The sequence below is a fragment of the Thermogutta hypogea genome, assembly GCF_055386265.1.
The window spans coordinates 3092263-3111263 of the sequence record NZ_AP042425.1 but is presented as its reverse complement, the minus strand read 5'-3'; the positions used below and the strand labels follow the sequence as shown (position 1 = coordinate 3111263).

At 63.6% G+C, this 19001-nt stretch carries 15 protein-coding genes; 10 read left to right on the top strand and 5 right to left on the bottom strand.

The window, feature by feature from the left end; translation table 11 throughout:
* The first annotated feature begins 63 nt into the window (after positions 1–63).
* The gene (locus ACZ5B4_RS11185) at positions 64–903 is read left to right on the top strand and encodes a sugar phosphate isomerase/epimerase family protein (RefSeq protein WP_464911314.1); all 840 of its coding nucleotides are present in this window, start codon (positions 64–66) and stop codon (positions 901–903) included.
* A 54-nt stretch (positions 904–957) separates the two neighbouring features.
* Here the strand turns inward: ACZ5B4_RS11185 and ACZ5B4_RS11180 are convergent, their stop codons facing one another.
* The 3 genes from ACZ5B4_RS11180 to pepF all read right to left on the bottom strand — a co-directional run bounded on the left by ACZ5B4_RS11180 (position 958) and on the right by pepF (position 5639).
* A complete protein-coding gene (locus ACZ5B4_RS11180) occupies positions 958–2253 on the bottom strand; it encodes a Gfo/Idh/MocA family protein (protein ID WP_464911313.1) in 1296 nt (431 codons plus the stop codon).
* A 288-nt stretch (positions 2254–2541) separates the two neighbouring features.
* Positions 2542–3711, bottom strand: a complete 1170-nt coding sequence (locus ACZ5B4_RS11175; RefSeq protein WP_464911312.1) for an aminotransferase class V-fold PLP-dependent enzyme — start codon at positions 3709–3711, stop codon at positions 2542–2544.
* A gap of 41 nt (positions 3712–3752) precedes the next feature.
* A complete protein-coding gene (gene pepF, locus ACZ5B4_RS11170; RefSeq protein ID WP_464911311.1) occupies positions 3753–5639 on the bottom strand; it encodes an oligoendopeptidase F in 1887 nt (628 codons plus the stop codon).
* Positions 5640–6064: 425 nt separating this feature from the next.
* On the opposite strand from pepF, the gene chrA reads away from it, so the two are divergent.
* A complete protein-coding gene (chrA, locus tag ACZ5B4_RS11165; RefSeq protein ID WP_464911310.1) occupies positions 6065–7264 on the top strand; it encodes a chromate efflux transporter in 1200 nt (399 codons plus the stop codon).
* 497 nt (positions 7265–7761) lie between these two features.
* Complete coding sequence (locus ACZ5B4_RS11160; protein ID WP_464911309.1) at positions 7762–8298, top strand: hypothetical protein; 537 nt, start codon at positions 7762–7764, stop codon at positions 8296–8298.
* On the opposite strand, the gene ACZ5B4_RS11155 is transcribed toward ACZ5B4_RS11160, so the two are convergent.
* Positions 8247–9782 carry a hypothetical protein gene (locus tag ACZ5B4_RS11155; protein ID WP_464911308.1) on the bottom strand — a complete coding sequence of 512 codons (1536 nt, stop codon included), beginning with the start codon at positions 9780–9782 and terminating at the stop codon, positions 8247–8249. The two genes, ACZ5B4_RS11160 and ACZ5B4_RS11155, sit on opposite strands and share 52 nt — an antisense overlap.
* Positions 9783–10165: 383 nt before the next feature.
* On the opposite strand from ACZ5B4_RS11155, the gene ACZ5B4_RS11150 reads away from it, so the two are divergent.
* From ACZ5B4_RS11150 to ACZ5B4_RS11140, 3 genes are all read left to right on the top strand, one after another.
* On the top strand, positions 10166–10987 hold the full coding sequence (locus ACZ5B4_RS11150) for a hypothetical protein (RefSeq protein ID WP_464911307.1): 822 nt from the start codon (positions 10166–10168) through the stop codon (positions 10985–10987).
* A gap of 115 nt (positions 10988–11102) precedes the next feature.
* Positions 11103–11867 carry an SMC-Scp complex subunit ScpB gene (gene scpB / locus ACZ5B4_RS11145; RefSeq protein WP_464911306.1) on the top strand — a complete coding sequence of 255 codons (765 nt, stop codon included), beginning with the start codon at positions 11103–11105 and terminating at the stop codon, positions 11865–11867.
* 168 nt (positions 11868–12035) lie between these two features.
* Positions 12036–12413 carry a hypothetical protein gene (locus tag ACZ5B4_RS11140; RefSeq protein ID WP_464911305.1) on the top strand — a complete coding sequence of 126 codons (378 nt, stop codon included), beginning with the start codon at positions 12036–12038 and terminating at the stop codon, positions 12411–12413.
* 334 nt (positions 12414–12747) lie between these two features.
* Here the strand turns inward: ACZ5B4_RS11140 and ACZ5B4_RS11135 are convergent, their stop codons facing one another.
* Entirely contained in the window at positions 12748–13836 is a 1089-nt protein-coding gene (locus ACZ5B4_RS11135; protein WP_464911304.1) for a DUF6807 domain-containing protein, read from the bottom strand.
* A gap of 213 nt (positions 13837–14049) precedes the next feature.
* On the opposite strand from ACZ5B4_RS11135, the gene ACZ5B4_RS11130 reads away from it, so the two are divergent.
* From ACZ5B4_RS11130 to ACZ5B4_RS11115, 4 genes are all read left to right on the top strand, one after another.
* Complete coding sequence (locus tag ACZ5B4_RS11130; RefSeq protein WP_464911303.1) at positions 14050–15120, top strand: galactose-1-phosphate uridylyltransferase; 1071 nt, start codon at positions 14050–14052, stop codon at positions 15118–15120.
* A gap of 75 nt (positions 15121–15195) precedes the next feature.
* The gene (locus tag ACZ5B4_RS11125) at positions 15196–17364 is read left to right on the top strand and encodes an alpha-amylase/4-alpha-glucanotransferase domain-containing protein (RefSeq protein ID WP_464911302.1); all 2169 of its coding nucleotides are present in this window, start codon (positions 15196–15198) and stop codon (positions 17362–17364) included.
* Positions 17365–17623: 259 nt separating this feature from the next.
* The gene (locus tag ACZ5B4_RS11120) at positions 17624–18046 is read left to right on the top strand and encodes a secondary thiamine-phosphate synthase enzyme YjbQ (RefSeq protein ID WP_464911301.1); all 423 of its coding nucleotides are present in this window, start codon (positions 17624–17626) and stop codon (positions 18044–18046) included.
* Between the two features lie 52 nt (positions 18047–18098).
* The gene (locus ACZ5B4_RS11115; RefSeq protein WP_464911300.1) at positions 18099–18965 is read left to right on the top strand and encodes an alpha/beta hydrolase; all 867 of its coding nucleotides are present in this window, start codon (positions 18099–18101) and stop codon (positions 18963–18965) included.
* Positions 18966–19001 lie beyond the last annotated feature (36 nt).

Sequence of the window (19001 nt, the reverse complement as noted above, 5' to 3'; positions counted from 1 at the left end):
GGCGCGGCCCGAATCGGACCGCGCGTCCTCGGCACTATCTTCCGTCATCGAAAAGGAGGCGTCATGCGATTCGCCATTTGCAACGAGACTATTACGGATCGCTCTTTGGAGGCGGGCTTCGAAGCGGCCGCTCAACTGGGTTACGAAGGCGTCGAAATCGCCCCCTTCACGCTCGCCCCCTACATTACCGAAGTCTCAACCTCGCGACGCAGTGAGATTCGGCGGGCCATCGAATCCTTGGGCCTGAAGACGGTCGGCCTGCACTGGTTGCTTGCCAAGACCGAGGGTTATCACCTCACCAGCCCGGACGTCATGGTCCGGCGGCGCACCACCGAGTACCTCCTCGAGCTGATTCGCGCGTGTGCCGAGCTGGGAGGACATGTGCTGGTCTTCGGCTCGCCGCAGCAACGCAACATCCTGCCCGGCGTCACGCGCCGGCAAGCCGAGGACTACGCCGTGGAAGTCTTGAGCGGCCTGCACAAGGAGCTGGAGCGGACGGAGGTCATCCTGGCCTTGGAGCCGCTCTCGCCGCAGGAGACGAATTTCCTCAACACAGCGGACGAAGCGGGGCAACTCGCGCGGCGGTTGGGATCGCCTCACATCAAATTGCATCTCGATTGCAAGGCCATGAGCACCGAGGCGGTATCGATTCCGGAGCTTTTGCGGCGGCACCGCGACGACATGGCCCACTTCCATGCCAACGACCCGAACCGGCAAGGCCCGGGGTTCGGGTCGCTGGACTTCGGTCCCATCTTCCGCGCCCTGCGCGAGATCGACTACCGGGGCTGGGTATCGGTCGAAGTTTTCGATTACTCGCCCGGACCCCAGCGTTTGGCCGAGGAAAGCCTGGCCTATATGAAGAAGTGCCTGGCCGCCCTGGACGCATCATCCGCAGACGGGTGAGCCGGCCCGTTCTTCCGTCGGAGGCCTCTTCCGCCGAAGGCCGCCGCCCGCGGCTCATCCTGCGTAGGGATGGCGATAGGGTTCGCGATATTCACGCCGCAGTAGTTTGCGTGCGGCCGGATGGTCGGGAATGTCCTCCGCCTTCTCGTCCCAGCGAATCACGCTATCGGTTTCGTAAGCGATCATGGCCAGCTTGACCGTCGTTGTGGAACGGTAACCCTCCTCGATGGGGCAGGAAGGTTCGCGTCGCTGACGCACGGAGTCCAAGAAGTCGGCCATGTGCTTCACACCGGCATCCGTCTTGGGCGTGTACTCCTTGCGCTCGCCGTTTTTGCCGGAGGGAATGACCACCCAGCGGTTATCCGTCACGTAGACGGTGGCTTTGGTCCCGAAGAAGAAGAGGCCGTTATTGACCTCGGGAGCATATTCCTCGGCGCCCCACAGGCGATGCCGCCACACGACGGGGCAGCGGTCGAACTCGAAGTGGACGGTCAGGGTGTCGGGCGTGGTGATCGCGTCTCTCAAGCGATAGATGCCGCCCGCCGCCGTCACCTTGCCGGGAGTGGTCACGCCCAGGATCATCCGCGCCGCATCGATCAGGTGAATCCCCCAATCCACCAGATGCCCATGCCCGCTCGTCTTTTCCAATCGCCAATTGAAATGTCCCACCTGCTCGCTGTACGGAATCAAGGGGCCGGGACCGCACCAAAGATTCCAATCCAGCGAGGGCGGCGGATCCTTGGGCGTGGGATCCTTCGTTCCGGCCCGATAATGGATTTGGGCATCGACCTGAACGATGTCGCCTGCTTCGCCCGCGGCAACGAATTCCCTTACTTGCCGAAAACTCTCGTGCTGCCGCCGCTGGAAACCGATCTGCACGATGCGGCCGCTTTTTCGCACCGCATCGACCATCGCTCGGCCTTCGCGAATGTCGTAGGACAACGGCTTTTCGCAATAGACGTCCAAATTCCGCTTCAAACAAGCGAGCAGGTGGAGGGCATGCCACTGCGGCGGGCCGGCGATGATGACCGCGTCCAGGTCGGCTGCGTCCAGCATCTCCTCGTACAATTTGAAGGTCTGAGGGCGTTTGCCCTGCAATTGCTGCAATTCCGCGGCGGACTTCTCCAGGTGTTCCGAATCGACGTCGCAAATCGCGGCGATCTCCACGCCGCCGACTTCGAGGGCGGCCTTGGCATCCACCATGCCGTACCAGCCCACGCCGATCACTCCCAGACGCAAGACGGCGTTTTCCTCGGCCCGAAGGCTCGCCGACGCCGGGCCGGGCACCAGCGAAACGCCCGCCGCAACGGCCGCGGCATTCCCCAAAAAACGGCGACGCGGTAGGGACATCGTCGGTCTCCCTTAACGAAAAAGAGTTGAAACAGGAATCTCACGAAAAAGAGTTGGAATAGGAATCCATCGAGCCTTCACGGGCATACCGCGGGGCGGCCTTCGCCGCTAGCCGATGTGAACCGTCGCTGCCGCTGGCGCCGTCCATGCCGTGAGCGACGATCGGCCGCCATCGACCCGGAAAAGCCGGCTTGTCCCCGCACCGGCGAAATCATCGCCGAAAACAGCGTTCCATTCTTGCGTGGAAAATCCGGGCGGTCAACGGTCGCCCCGCTCGGCTCGCGTGGATCAGGCCGCCTTGCGGCAGTGCCGCAAGACGTCGATCAGCCGCTCCAGATCCTCGTCGTCGTTATAGCCGTGGGGGCTGATTCGCAGCCTGCCGGAGCGGCAGCTCAGCACGACGTCGGCGGACAAACAGCGGCGTCGGACATCTTCGGAATCCAGGCCGGGCAGCGTGAACGTGACGATCCCCGAGGCCGCCTCCGGCCGACGATCGCTGATGATCTCGGCCCCGATTTGCCGCAGCCGGTCGCAGGCAAGATCCGTGAACTGCAGCACGTTGCGGGCCACCGCTTCGATTCCCAAATCGCGGAGTAAGCCCAGGGCCGCCCGCAGCCCGATCATCCCCACCATATTTTGCGAGCCGCCCTCGAAGCGTGCCGCCGTCGGCTTCCAGTTCGGCTCGATCCGGTCGAATCGCATGGACTGTACCACGCTATTCCAGCCGACCCCGGTGGGACGCAACCGCTCCAAGTGCTCGCGGCGGCAAAAGAACAAGCCGGCCCCTTCCGGCCCCAGCAACCACTTGTGGCCGTCCGCCGCGAGAAAGTCGATCCCCGCCGCCCGTGCGTCCAGGGGAAACACCCCCAGCCCTTGGATGGCGTCCAGAGCGAGGAGCGCGCCTTTGCGGTGGGCCAAATCGGCCGCCTCGGCGGGGTCGATGCGCCGACCGCTCCAGTAACTGACCCAACTGACGGCCACGATTCGGGTCCGGCGGTCGCACGCGGCCTCCAAGTCGGCAAGCTCCAATCGGCCGTCGCGGAGCGGTACCCGGCGGGCCTCCACGCCGCGCTCCGCCAAGGCCAGCCAAGGATACTGATTGGACGGGAACTCGTCGGCGGGAAACACGACGTTGTCTCCCTCACGCCACGGAAACCCTTCGGCGACGATGCCGATACCGTGGCTGGTGCTACGAACCAAGGCGATCTCTTCCGGTGCGACGGCAACCAGCGCGGCGGCCTCCTGCCGCAGCGACTCGACTTCCTCCGCCCAGCGCGGCCAGCGGAGGTCGCCCTGCTCCGTCGCCTCGTCGCACCAGCGCCGGATCGCCGCGCGGACCGGTTCCGGGAGCGGCGACACGGCGGCATGGTCGAAATAGGCGTAGCGCTCGGCGATCGGCATGACCGCCCTGAATCGTTCCCGCGTCGCGATCGCATCCCGATCCGATCCGTCGCCCATGGCGCGTGTCACCTCAAGTGCGTCTCCCGGATTCCGCCGGCTCACTTCTTGGCGGCTTTGCCGTTCTTGTTCCTCGAAGGGCCGCGAGCCGGCGTCCAGGGCACTTTGTGAAACAAGGCCGCCAGCTCGTCCGTCAACTCGGCGAAGCGCCGCATGGCGGCCTGAACGACCTCCGGCTTTTCCAAATCGACCCCGGCATCGCGGAACAGGTCCAGCGGATCCCGGCTATGGCCCGCCGCCAGCAATCGCAAATAGTCGCGCCGCGCCGGCTCGCCTTCATGGAGCACGCGATCGGCGAGGGCGATGGCGGCCGATAGTCCCGTAGCATACTTGTACACGTAGAATGCCCGATAGAAGTGCGGAATACGCAGGCACTCCAATTCTAGAAACGTGCCGATATCAACGTCGGGGCCGAGATAGTCCTCCAACAGCCGTCGATAGATCGACGTGAACAGCTCCAACGTGGGCGGTTCGCCCTCCTGGACCGCCTCATGCACCGCTTTCTCGAACTCGGCGAACATGGTCTGCCGGAAGATAGTCCCGCGGATCGAGTCCAGTTCGTGGTTGATGATCAACGCCCGCTCTTGATCGGAGTCCGCCTGCTGCAAGAGGCGGCGGCTTAGTAGCTGCTCGTTGAAGGTGCTGGCTACCTCGGCCACGAGGATCGGATATTGATAATAGGGATACGGCTGGTTTTTCGCCGAGTAATAGGTGTGCATCGAGTGGCCGGCCTCATGGGCCAACGTAAATACGTGATCCAAGACATCCTCTTTGTAGTTCATGAGGATGTACGGATCGCTTCGGTAGGCGCCGGAGCTGAAAGCCCCGCTTTGCTTGTTTTCATTCTCATAGCGGTCGCACCACCGGCCGACCAGGCCGCCGCGCAGAATACGGCAATACTCTTCGCCCAGCGGTTCGAGGGACTCGATGACCATCTCCACGGCCTGCTCCCAAGTGCGGCGTTTTTTCATCCCCGGCACCAAAGGCACGTAAAGGTCGCAGGGTTCCAAGCTCCGCAGCCGCAAGCGACGGCGGCGGATCGCGTAATAGCGATGCAGGTGTTCCAGGTTGTCGCGGACCGTACGGATCAGGTTGTCGTACACGCTCACCGGCACGTGATCGGGGAAGAGTGCCGCCTCCAAGGCGGTGGAATAATTCCGTGCGCGAGCGTGGTAATTGTCGCCGTGGATCGAGCCGCCCAAGGCCGCCGCCAACGTCCGCTTGTGCTTGTCGTATTGGGAATAGTAGCGGCGGAATGCCTCGCGACGGACCTCGCGATGAGGCGATTCGAGCAAAGAGAGATAATTCCCGTGCGTCAGGGGGACCTGCTCGTTGCGTTCGTTCCGTACCGTGCCGAATTCCAGTTCCGTATCATTGAGCTGCCGGAAGACCTGCCTCGGGGCCTCCAGCATCTCGGTCTGCATGGCCAAAAGCCGCTCCTCGGCTTGGCTCAGCGTATGCGGCCGGTAACGGAGCAGGCGTTCCAAGAACAGGCGATAGGGCTGAAGGCTCGCATCGGCCATGTATTCCCGCATCCGCGGTTCAGGGATCGCGAGCAATTCCGGTTGCAGGAAACTGGTCGCTTCATTGAGGCGGCTCAGTTCGGCCATGAATCGGCCGACCATCCGCTGCGGCTCGAAGTCCGCTTGATCTTCGGCCAATCGCAGTTGCGCATACACACCCAGCCGTTCGCTCTGTTCGTCCACGGAGAAATGAAGCGCCAGGGCCTCGGCGATCACCTCCGGCCCCTCGGCCAAGCGGCCCCGAAAGCGCGCGTACTCGGCGAATCGCGCCTTCCACCTTTGGAAATCCCTCTCCCATGCCTTGTCGCTCTTGTAAAGGCTGGATAAATCCCAACAGTCGTCGGGCTTCATGTCTTCCCGCAGGGGGACGTCGTGACGACGGGCCTTGCTCCGTGCTTGCGCCATGTTGCGCGGTTCCTCCATGCTGTTTTTTGAAAAGGTCGCGGCGTCGGCCCCGGCACGTTCGAAGAAGAGGGCGGCAGCGCGATCCGGCGTTATTACGTAAGCGTTAGGCTAAATCCTCAGGAATTGCAGTGTCAAGACGCCGTGTTTCTCGGTCGCATCGCGGCCGAGGATCGAGCCGGCCGGAAAGCCTCGCCGAGACTTCCGAAGCGGCACGCGGCCCGATCCGATGCGAAGCAGTCGCGAAGCCGCCTCCGGCGATTTCCGCCGCAGGTCGCGCGCCGGGCCGGTCGCCCAAGGCGCAATCCTCCGCAGAGGCTTAGAATGGGGGGCGCGGCTTCGCGGTTTGAGCCGTCGTTCCTCTGCACGGCGCGTACGGAGGGCGGGTCTCCGGCGGGAAGCAGGTCCTCCGGTATTCGGTGAGGGACATGGTGCGATCCTTACTAGAGGTGCTTTGGGTATTCGCGCAAATAGGGGTCACGAGCTTCGGCGGCGCGGCGGCTTCCATCGCCGTCATGCAACGGGTGGTGGTGCACAAACTGGGTTGGCTCAGTCGTCGCGAGTTTTTGGATTTCGCGGCGGCGAGTTATTTGATCCCAGGCCCGATCGCCGTGCAACTCTCGCTGCACCTGGGCTATCGCCGAGCGGGGCTTTGGGGCGCTTGCGCGGCGGTGGCGGGCTTCGTCGGCTCGGCGGCGGCGATCACTTGGCTGTGTGCCGTCTTGTATGTGCGGAACCAAGGCCTGCCTCAGTGGGACGCATGTCTTCAGGGTGTTCGCCCCGCCATCTTGGCGGTGATCCTGATGTCACTGGGCGAACTCGCAAAGGGCGTGGTGCACGGACCGCGCGATCTCGTGTTGACGGTCGGCACGGCGATCGGTTTTCTCGCCGGGGGCAACCCTTTCTTGGTGTTGATCGCCGCGGCTCTTGCCGGGACGGTTGCGAAACGCATCTTTCCTGGGCCGCCCATCGCCGGACCGCGGGAAGACGGCACGATCGCGGACGGAGAGGCCGAGCAAGACGAACAATCCGACCGAGAACGGCACGCGGGCATGTCGATCATACTTCCTCCAACGTTAATTAGCCTCGCTCCGGCGGCGGTAGCGCCGTCCTTGGGTTTTTTAGGTATGTTTCTCGCGTTTGCTAAGATCGGCCTATTCCTGTACGGCGGAGGCAACGTCATTGCAGCCTACCTGAGCAATGATTTCGTAAAGACCGGGATTCTCACGCATCAACAATTGCTGGATGCCTTGGCGGTCGGGCAAAGCACGCCGGGGCCGATTCTCACCGTCGCCACGTTCATCGGCTATTTGCTCGGCGGTCACTTGGGGGCCGTCGCGGCGACGGCGGGTCTTATTACGCCCTGCGTCCTCCTGGCGTCCCTGCTGCATTCCTGGGTGCGGAAGATACGCCGTCAAACCTGGGCGGCAGGGCTTTTCGAGGCCTTGAGTGCGGCCGTCCTCGGCTTGATTTTGGGCGTCTGGTTGGATCTGGCACGGCAGGTCTTCACGCAACCTCTGCCGACGCTGCTGTGCGCCGCGTGCCTCATCCTGCTTTGGCGATGCAAAGTTTCTCCGGTACAAGTCGTTTTCGCTTCGGCTTTGACAGGGTTGCTCCTTTGGGGATGAGGGGAACCCGGTCGCGCGTGGAGCGACCGGCGGACAGGCCGCCTTGCCGTCCGAGCCGATTTCCGCAAAGCCTTCGGCCGGTTCGGCTTCACCCGGCGGCTCTTGCCGCGCCACCCTCCAGCGCCCGGAAGTCGCTGCGCGACCCTCAAGGATGCCGAGCGGCCGGGCTTCCCGTGCTTGCCCACAGGATCACCCCGTCGCCATACTTGAAATTGCCGACCGACGCCGGCCGTTCGCCGCGCGAGCCGAGTCGGCGGACTCCACGGCCCGCCTCCATGCCCAAAAAGCGACCTCAGAGACGATCTCCCCGACCGCCGCGCGGCTCCGAAAGACGACGGCCCGACCGCGCCGCCTCGCGCCGCAGAACCGGCAAACGCAGGCTGTCGAAGGGCGCAACCCGCCCCGCCGGTCGCACCGCCATCCGGATTCGGCCGATCGACCGGCAAAAGGGGTTCGAACTGGTCTATCCGGCTTGCGTCCGCGAGCGACGGGAAGACATGGAAGAAGTCTACAAGATGCTGGAATTGGGAGAGATCGAAGCCGCCGAGGACGAACTGCGGTGGCTGCTGGATGGGTGCCGCGAGTTGCTCGAGGCGCACCGGCTGTTAGGGCTTTTGGCGCTGGAATCGGCCCGCTGGAGCCTGGCTCGGGCGCACCTCGGCTACGCCTTCGAGTTGGTGTCGAACGCGTTGGGCGACCGTTTCGACGGGACGCTGCCGTATGCGCGACCCGCCAATCGTCCTTTTCACGAGGCCGGCCATGACCTCGTGCGATGCCTGCTGTTCCTCGGTGAACGAAGCCTCGCGCAGGAGGTGGCCGACCGGCTGCGGCAATTGGACCCCGATGATCCTTTGGGGACGGCCGAGCTTCTGAACATGCTTCCCGTGGCGATGATGCGGCCCGGCGGGGGCGACGCCTCCGGGACGCCGACGGCCGCTGTTCCGCGATCGCAGGTTCCTCCCCGACCCGAGATCGCATCCGATCACGGGGGGGAATCTTCGAGGGAGGGCGGCCCGGCCGAGGGCGACAGTTGATCGCCCCCAAAATCGTAGTCCACCGCGACCGTTCGCACGGCGAGGGGAATCGTCGCCGCCAACCGATCCGGCGGCGAGTGCGGCGGCGAAGTTTCCGGCTTCCGGAAGACGTAGCGGATGACGGCCGAGCGGTCGGTCTCCGCCGTGGTTTCACGGATGACCCCCGCGCAAATCGTCCCGTCGGGGTACTCCAGCCGTACCGGGTTTTCGAAGACGCCCGCCAAATGCGATTTCAACGGAACCTCGACGTTGCGATACTCGACGCGCAACGTCGCGATCACCGAAGTATCGGAAGTTTCCAGCCGCTCCAGCTCGACGGTGACATCGCCTAGGCTCCTCCGGCTCGGAATCCCGGCGCGAAGGTCGAATGCGAAGGAGTGCGGGACGGCCGCCGCCAACACTTCGATGCGGCCGGTCCAGCGGCGTATGTCGGCGTCTCCGGCGGGAAGCGAAAACTCGGTCGTCAATGGCAGGGGGTACACCATGCGCGGTAGCGGGATCTCGCGGCGGCCGCCGGACCGCGGAGTCGCTTCTCCGCCCGAAACCGTGGTAACTCGGTTCCAAACCGGATCTTGCCACACCACGACCGGCCAAAGCGTCGGCTCCCATTCCACGCTCAACCCGATCCGCAGGGTGACGGTGCCGTCCGATTCCGCGTAGCGTCGAAACCGGGTCGGTTGCAGACGGAATGCCCCCGAATAATTCGCCGTTCCTAGGCGAGCAGGCCTCTCCGGCGACCGCGGAACGATCCGCAGCGCAAACGGCTCTTCGGCGGCCTGAAGGTCGGCGTGCCAAGTGTCGAGAAGGCCGTCCAACACCGGCCAGAAAGGGCCTGAGAGCCGGTCGGAAGACACTGCGCCGGGCGCGTCCGCCACGGCCCATTGCAAGCGGATTCCCGACTGTTGCCGAATCCGCCGCAGGATTTCGCTCGCTGATGCTCCATCACCTGCCAATTCGATCGTCGACCCGCGGAGAGCCTGCTCGACGGCGGCCGCGGCCAAGGATTGCCAAATCCGCTCCAACCGCAGGCGGCGCTCGGCGGAAGACGCCTCCTCCGCCGGGGGCAGAAGCTCGAGCAAACTCGGGCCGCCCTCGCGCAGGGCCTGTTCCGCGGCATCCCGTTGGGAACGAAGCGGGGCGTCCAGTTGCTCGATCCAAGTTCGTACCCGGTCGGCGAGGTCGTCGGCCACCCGGTCCTCCGCAAGGCTGTCCGGTGCATGTCCCGACCCTCTGCCGGGAATTTCCTGGAAGACGGCCGCCCGGCAGATCGGGTTCGCGAAGTCGGTCGGCCAAGCGGTCCAGAGCGGAACGATGGCTACCAACATCGTGGGGTATGACAGCGGACGGCGCAGCCACCGCCGTATCGCTCGGCCGAGGGGCCAATCTCCGCGGGATCGGCCCCAGCCGCCGCGACTCAGCCCGAACCTCGGGCTATCTTTCAGCGTTCGGCCACGGAGGGCGAGTTTTTGCAAAACCAAGAACATAAGGAAGCTCCGCGGTCATGGATCGCGCTGCGGCGTGCGACGACGTGCTCGACCAATCCAGCCGCCGTCCTTCAGGGTATCGGACGGCAGTTTGCAATCGCAAGATCGCGTCCGCGTCCGCGGCCCTAGGCAAGGTCTTCGGATGCCCTCGTCGCAGGCAGGGTCAACGCCCAGGGGAAAAGGTTCGTGCGAAGTGCCGGTTCCGAGCGCTCCGCCGTCCGGAGCAGCCGGTCGCCTGGGGCCGAGCATTGGTGTTGTGGCTTTTCGGCCAAATAGCGTAAGATTCCCCCATCGGAAGAAGGAGGGTCCGAGTTCGGTGTCGCGGAGTCGCGAGGGCGGCCGATAGTCGGTCCGCACACTCCCCAGGGGAAGGAGCCTCGGTTTTGGAAGCACGGAACGACTTCGGTCAGACGTTACGCGGGCTGCTATTGTTGGGGATTTTTGTGGTGCTTCCCGTAACGGCAGCCGTCTTCCCGTCCGTGTGTCGGCTGGTTTGGCCCGATGCCTACGACGGCGGGCCTGCCGCAGCGGAGGTCCATCGCCCGAACTCCTCGGACGAAACCGCAAGCACACCACCGATGTCTTTGGGAACGACGAACCGGGACGCGACGCTCCAAACGCAGGGTCGGTCAGCCCCCATCCTTGCGGAGCCGGGCAGCGCCGGCATGGCCGAAGGCTGGGGCCGCGGGTTCCAACTGAATGACGGCGGCAGCGACTCGGCGGTCCAAGCCATCGCAACCCCGGACCGAGCCTGGGAATCGTCCCCGGCGGGATACCCGCCGTGGCAAAGTTCGGTCGAGGAGGGCTTGCGACCCGGGTACCGCAATCCGTCATACGAAACTTCGGTGGAAGGCTGGCCGGACCGCAATTCGGTTGGGCCGGGTTATGCCCCGCCGGGTACCCGGCAGACTTCGTTCGGCGAGCCGCCTCAAGCCTCGGCGACGAGTTCCGCGGAGACGCCGACTCCCAATCCCGGAGTGCCCACCACCGACTTGGAGCAACGGCTTCAGTCGTTGGGAGCCGTCTACTACCGGATGGAAAAATGGGGAGCCGACGGACGCCTGTATCGCTTCTATTGCGATACCGCCGTGGCCGGGCAGCCGGGGATGGTGCGGCACTGGGAGGCCGTGGCGGAGCATCCCGAAATGGCGATGCTCCAAGTCCTCTCCCAAATCGAGGCGGCCCAGGCAAGGCAGGGGATGTGAGCCGCTCTTCTTTTTCCGGCGGATTCGCGGCGGGAGCCGGAACCCTTGCCCAACCGTCGGCGGCGCGCTAGATTGTATTCTGTGTTTCAAGCGGACGCGCGATGCGAAATCCGGAATGATTTTCAACCGCTATGCCATGCCGTGGCTCCGCCCCAACTTGTGGACGGGTTGTCGGGCGGAGACCGTCGGAATCCGCGAGACGTCGCGCGGCCGAGCGCGGCAAGGTATCGGTTCGGTGCGAGCCGGCACGGACGACGACGTCGAGCATGCGCCCGGCGACGCCCCCAGAAACGAGGAGATTCGGCGGATCGAGGCCGTGCTTTTCCTAGCGCGGGAGCCGTTGCCGATCCGAAAGATCGCGCAATTGTCCGGCATGGAGAGCGGTGCGTTGGTCCGGGCGTTGGTGCGACGCCTCAACCGCTTATACGATGAGGAAGGCTGCGCCTTTTGCGTAGTGGAGGTCGGCGGCGGGCTGCAATTGCGGACCCGGGCGGCGTTCGCCCCGTGGTTGACCCGCCGCTACCGGGAACCGATCGAATTGCGATTGTCGCCTCCCGCCTTGGAAACCTTGGCCGTGGTGGCGTACAAGCAACCGATCTTGCGGGCGGAACTGGAATCCATCCGCGGCGTGCAGTGCGGCGAAATCATTCGACAATTGATGGATCGCGGGCTGGTCCGCGTCGTGGGACGGTCCGAGGAATTGGGGCGTCCCTACCTCTACGGTACGACGACGCGTTTCCTGGAGCTGTTCGGGCTGCGTGGACTGGACGACCTGCCCTATCCCGAATATCGTTGTTCATCGGTCTCAAAACGTTCCACGACGGTGTCTTCCGAGGTGAAACCGGACAAAAGTGAGGAGGGCTTTGCCGACGAAAAATAGCCAGTATACTTACTCGCTCCGCCGCAACCGGGACGGTGGTGCGGCAAATTTCCGGGGGGGCCGGTTTCCCGCCCGAAGTACAGCAACAATCGTAAACGGGAAGGTCTTCAAGACCTTCGGACAAGCACATAACGGTAACGGCTCAAGTACCAGTACGGGGGTGATCTCGTGAAAATCATGACCAAGGTCAAGGCGGAATGGATTCTAGAGAGTGAACTCGGTTCAGGCGGACCGGCCCTTCGCGAGCACAAGCTCGGCTCGACCCTGCCCTTCGTCGTCGCCCAGGATGAAGAAGAAGAGGAAGAAGATGATGACTGGGACGATGATGACGAGGAATGGGATGACGATGATGAGGATTGGGAAGAGGACGAAGAGGATGAGGACTGGGACGAGGACGAAGAGGATTGGGATGAAGAGGATGAGGAATTAGAAGAGGGTGACTGGGACGAAGAGGAAGAGGATGAGGATGAAGAAGAAGACTGGGACGATGAAGAAGATGAAGACGATGATTGGGATGAGGATGAAGATGAGGAAAAAGACGAGTGATGAGCCTCATCCAAGTTGCCTCTAGAGCGTCTCTTTAATCCAGCGGCGAGCGATCGGCGGACGCGGGAATTCGTTCTCCAGCCTTTTTCTTGGAGTTTGGCCCGGCGCTCCAAGGAATGCGTCGGCTTAGCTCCGCGGCCAAGCAGTTTCGATTTCGGTTCGATTTCGGTTCCCAGGCGCAAGCGACACGGCGTGCGCCTTTTTTTGCGCGCTTGCTCCGAGTGCTTTCGGTCGCTTGACCGACTTTTGTACCGCGGCGGGCACGTTTCTTAAGTGCTGCAAGTCCCCTCCAGCCCCAGGGCCGTGGTACGCGACACGGCTGAAGGTCTTGGGGTCACGGGTTCAGGCTGGGGAGCGGCTCCTCGGCGAACGGCCGCCAGACGCTTTCCACCGCTTCCCGATTCGGGACGCCGCCGTGAACCCATAGGCCGTAACGCAGTCGCAGCGGCTTGTCGGGGGTCACTTCGACCGGACCGTTGAGCGTCAGGCAGGCCCCCATCCAACCGTCATCTCGCACATGAAAGGGCGTGGGATGGCCGGGATTGAGGGGATGATCGAAGAGGGAGACCCCCGCCCGTTCGCCCGGTCCGATCGGACCGCTGTAATCCACCCAGCGGGCCGGTTTTCGGAAGATTTCGGCCTCATTGCGGCGGCCTTCGCTGTCGAGGATGCGTCCCCCGCCGTCCCGTACCCCGATCGTTTTCGCCATGCGGACGGCCATCAAGCCGAACGGGGTGGCGTTGAAGACGACACTGGCGTCGCCGGGACACCGGAATTCGCTATCCCAAAGGACCAGAAAGTGCGGCGGGGCCGATGCGTCGCGAAGCCAAGCCGCACTCCCGCTCGGGACGGCAACTCGCACGGCCACGCGGCGAAGTTCCCGCAGCAGGGGAGAACCGTCGGAGGCCGTCCACTCCAGGTCGGCCAAGAGCCGCGCCTCGGCAGGGGAATCGAGGGCGTCGCCGATCGCGTCTTCGTAGCGCAAGATGTTGCGGCATCGGATTCGCGGTCCCGGCCCGTCCTTCCAAAAGTCTTCGCCCGCCAGGTTTTGATGGGACATCCAAACGGAATTGTGGTGGCTGTGCGTCACGGGGTCGTGGGGGTGTCCCATTCGAGTCAACGACCGTCCGCCGGGCCCGGCCAGCGGAAATAGAAACGGACGTTGCAATTGCGGACCGAAATGGAAGCGGGTCAATTCCCGGCCGTCCGCCAAGACGAAGGCCGCCTGATCGTACGGGAGAGGAAGGACTTGGAGGATGGGTACCGGGCGGGCGTCCGGCAAGGCGTCGTCCAGGACGGCCTGCCCTTCCGCCCGGCAGGGCCTTGACATCCCCGCGAACAGCAAGCCCATGCAAAGCGTCGCACCAAGGGCCGAATGCCGAACCCGATTCAGATGAAAACCTTTGGTTCCAAGAATCTCCACGGCAGGGTTGCTCCTTGAGTTTGTCCCCGGTAAAGCGTTGCTTGCCAAGACGAAGATCCCGACACCCCTGCATTCCGACGATGCAAGGGGCACGGTCGAGCGTGAAAGCGACGCGCGGTTTGCTGCCGGCGGCGGTACGATCAGGATAGAAGCGGCGTTCCCAAAAAGCAAACGGTGCGGATAATAAGGGTATTTCCCTGCTTGAGGATCATCATGCCCGAGTTGCGCAAAGATCCCGTCGTCGATCGCTGGGTGATCATCGCGGACAACCGGGGCCGCCGCCCGCAAGACTTCGAAATCGCCCCACGGCGATCGGCCGGCCGTTTGTGTCCGTTCTGTGAGGGGAACGAGAGCGAGACCCCCGGTGAGGTCCTATGTGTTCGTGAACCGCATTCGTCGCCGAACGGGCCGGGCTGGAGAATCCGTGTCGTGCCCAACAAATTCCCCGCCGTTTGGGAGGCCGAACGCGGTGAAATCACCGACCGCGACGACGGACTTCACCAGGCCGGACCGGGGCAGGGCATCCACGAGGTCATCATCGAATCTCCGCGGCACGTCTCCAGTCTGACGCAACTGACCGGGGACGAAATCATCCTGGTGCTGCAAACGTATCGTCGGCGTTTTCAGGCCTTGGAGTCCCATCCCGGGCTGTCGTCGGTCATGCTCTTCAAGAATATGGGAGCCGAGGCGGGGGCATCCTTGGAGCACGTGCACAGCCAGCTCATCGCCCTGCCCATGATTCCCACCCTTCAAGCGGCGGAATTGCAGGGAGCGAAGGCGCGGTTTGACGCATCGGGACGATGTGTCTTTTGCCGGATGTTGCGTTCGGATGGCGTCTCGCCCCGAGGCGTCCTGGTTTCCGACCGCTTCACAGCCTTTTGCCCGTTCGCGTCCCGATTCGGTTACGAGACATGGATCCTGCCGAACCGGCATGCATCGCACTTCTCGGCGATTACGGACGACGAAATCCGCGACCTGGCCGACGTTCTGCCCAAGGTTTTGAAGGCGGTGGAAACGGCCGTCCGCCCGCCCGCGTACAACCTCGTGTTTCACACCGCACCCTTGGGCGGACCGCCCTTGGAGCATTACCACTGGCACATCGAGGTCTTGCCGGCGTTTGCGCGGGCGGCGGGGTTCGAATGGGGAAGCGGGTTCCACATCAATCCGGTTTATCCGGAACAAGCGGCCCAGGAGTTGAGGCAAACCCTTGCAAGGCCCTCCAAATTTGAAGATGAATCGATTAGGCAAACTGAAGTGACCAGCGAGAGATTGCCGATGCCATAACAAGAGAGGTTGCTTGCGGCAGGTGCCGCTCGCAAGGTACCACCCTGACCCCTAGCCCCGTGTGAAGCAACTGCGATGACACCGACGGCCCACCTCGTTTTGCTCCTACACAATCACCAACCCATCGGCAACTTCGACCACGTTTTCCGTCAGGCTTACGAAGACAGCTATCGACCCTTTTTGGAGGTCTTCGCTCGTTATCCGGGCATCAAGATTTCCCTTCACACCAGCGGTCCCCTGATGGAGTGGCTGGAACAGAACCAACCCGGCTACCTCGACTGGGTACGTTCCTTGGTTCGGGAAGGCCGGATCGAGATTATCGGCGGTCCTTTTTACGAGCCGATTCTGGCGATGATCCCCTCCGCGGATCGCATCGGTCAGATTCGCCGCTATACCAAGTGGCTTCGCGATCGCCTTGGGGCCGAGGTCCGCGGCATGTGGTTTCCCGAGCGCGTGTGGGAACAATCCTTCACGCGGGACGTGGCGGACGCGGGAATCGAGTACGCCGTGCTGGACGACTACCACTTCAAAGCCGCCGGACTCCGTGACGAGGAGCTGGACGGTTACTATTTGACCGAGGACGAAGGTCGCTTGATGGCGGTCTTTCCCGGCAGCGAACGCCTTCGCTACACCATCCCCTTCGCCGACCCGCAAGCTACCATCGATCACGTCCGCGCTTTGGCGGAGCGACGGCCCGGCGCCGTGGTCGTTTTCGGCGACGACGGGGAAAAGTTCGGCACCTGGCCCGAGACCCAAAAACACGTCTATCACGACCGCTGGCTGGAGCGGTTCTTCGACGCCTTGTCGGCCAACGCCGACTGGCTCCGCGTGTCCACCTTGGGCGAGGTTTACGACCAAGTCGCTCCCCGGGGCAAGGTCTATCTGCCGGATTGCAGCTACCGCGAAATGACGGAGTGGGCGTTGCCCGTTTCCCGGCAATTGGAGCTGGAGTCAGTTCGCCGTGAGATGGAGCACGATCCGCGGTGGCACCGCATCCGGCCCTTCCTCCGGGGCGGATTCTGGCGGAACTTCCGGGTCAAGTACCGGGAAGCGGATGAAATGTACGCTCGCATGATGAACGTCAGCCGCCGCCTCCAATCGGCCCTGCAAGCGGATTCCGCCAATCCCGATCTTCGCGAGGCGCAGCTCCATCTGTACCGCGGCCAGTGCAATTGCCCCTATTGGCATGGGGCTTTCGGCGGCATTTACTTGCCGCACCTCCGCAATGCGATCTACCATCACCTGATCGCCGCCGACACGATTCTGGAGAAGTGGTCCCGACAAAGCGAGGTCTGGGTGGATGCCCGGGCGGAGGATTACAACTTCGACGGTAAGCCGGAAATCCGGCTGGCCAACGATCAGTTCGCGGCGTTCCTGGCCCCGCATGAAGGCGGCATGATGTACGAGCTGGACGTCCGTGAAATCCGGCTGAACCTGGGAGCCGGCATCATGCGGCGGCCTGAGGCCTATCATCAGAAGGTTCTTCAAGGCGAGCATCGCGGCGACGCGGGTTGCGCCAGCATTCATGATCGGGTCGTTTTCAAACAGGCCAATCTCGACCGGCACGTGCGTTACGATCGCTACCCGCGCAAGAGCTTGGTCGATCTGTTCTTCAATCCGGATACCACGCCGGAGGCGGTGGAAGCGGGCGAAGCCGTTCTCGTCAGCGATTTTCACACGGCGCCCTACGAAGCCGCCATCCACGCCAATCCCGACCGCGTTCGCGTGATGATGTCGCGACAAGGCACGGCGGCGGGACAATCCATTCGGCTGACCAAGGCCGTCCTCCTCAGCGAAGGCAGTTCCGTTTTGGAGATCGCGTATCGGCTGGAGAATCTTCCCCCCCATTTCGCCTGCCAATTCGCCGTGGAGTTCAATTTCGCGGGTCTGCCCGGCGGGGCCGAGGATCGCTATTTCGTGGACCCCTTCGGAAAGCGGCTAGGGCACCTCGGCACGCGCGTGCACTTGGCCGAAACCGCCGGCTTGGGCTTGATCGACGGCTGGCAAGGGATCGACCTGCGACTGCTGATCTCCGTTCCCGGCGGCATTCGTGCCTTTCCCGTCGAGACGGTCAGCCAATCGGAGGGCGGCTTCGAGTTGGTGCATCAGTCGGTCGCCGTACAACCATACTGGTTGGTTCGCCCGGACGAGAACGGCCAATGGGCGGTGACGATGCGTCTGGTGGCCGATACGACCGCGGCACGCGAACGCCGCCGTGCTTCGCGGGAACTGGTCCACGCATGAGAGGCGTGCAGGCCCCGCGGCTCCGGGGGTGGGAGCCGTTTCCTTCGACGCGGCCGGTGCGGGCCGGCGACGGCCTTCTGCCCGCTCCGCTGCCTGCTCACGCCGACGGCTCGCGCCGCTCCCCCGGCTTGCACTCGCGAACTCCGGTACTTGCGTGCCGGGGCCTTTGTCCGTACCTTGCGATTAGGGCGGCGAGGGCGGCGGGCTTCGCGCCGGCTTCGGTCGAGAGTGCCGGCTGGGCAGTCACGGATATCCTCTCATGAAATCGCACACGGAATACCTTACGTTCAACGTTCCCCAGCGGATGGACTTCATCAACATTACGCGGCAAGTCCAAGCCGCCGTGGAGAAGAGCGGCATCCGCGAGGGACTCTGCCTCGTCAACGCCATGCACATCACGGCTAGCGTCTTCATCAACGACGATGAGCCGGGACTGCACCAAGACTATAAGCGATGGCTGGAAAAACTCGCCCCCTTCGATCCCTCGCCGCAGGCCTACCAACACAACCGCACGGGCGAGGACAACGGTGACGCGCACCACAAGCGGCAGATCATGGGGCGCGAGGTGGTCGTGGCGGTCACCAAAGGGCGACTCGATTTCGGGCCGTGGGAGCAAATCTTCTACGGCGAGTTCGACGGGAGACGCCCCAAGCGGGTATTGATTAAAATCATCGGCGAATAAGCCTGTTCCCGGTCGCTGTCGCAGCACGCCTTCCGATCGCAAGCCCGCCGCCATGAGCGAATCAACCTCCACTTTCATCACCCAGGACGGTACGACTCTATTTTCCCGCCGCTGGGAGCCGTCGGGCCCCATTCGCGGCGAGATCTTGGGGTTGCACGGCCTTTTGGAGCATGGCGGGCGATACGCCGAGTTGGCCGCTCGCCTCAACGCCGCGGGATACGCCTTGCAGATGATCGACCACCGGGGCCACGGTCGCTCGGAAGGCCCCCGGCTGTACATCGAGCGGATCGAGACGTTGGTGGAAGATTTCGACGGCGTCCTTCATCAGTGGCGAGAACGTCGCGGTCGGGTCCCGGACTTCCTCTTCGGCCACAGCATGGGGGCCGGGGTGCTGATCCTTCACGCGGCAACGCGCCGGCCGCCGGTTCGGGGCGCCGTTTTGAGCGGCCCCCCCATCCGCATCGCCGCGCGGGTCCTGCCTCCGCTCCGCTCCGTGGCTCGCCTGCTCAGTTACCTGTGGCCCGGCTTTCGCCTGGCGCGGCTGCGAACGGCGGAACGGCTGGGCGCCCATGCCGTGTCGCGCAATCCCGATGTGATTCAGGCCCTCCGTGAGGACCCGCTGGTCTACCGCGGACGCTTTCCTGTCCGCACGGCGGTGGAAATCCTGGATTTGCCGGCCAAGTTGGAGCAGGCGGCTGCCAAGTTCGACTTGCCCTATCTCTTTCTCCAGGGCGGGGCTGATAAGCTCTCCGCCGCCTCCGGAGCGCGGGATTTTCACGAGCGATCCCCCTCGCCCGACAAAACGCTGCGCATCTATCCCGGTCTGTACCACGAGGTCATCAGTGAGCCGGAAAGAGATGCGGTCTTGGCGGACTTGATCCAGTGGCTGGACGCGCGGAGCACCCCGGGTTCCGCATAGATTTTTCCGTGGCTTTTCGCTTCGCCATGGTATAAT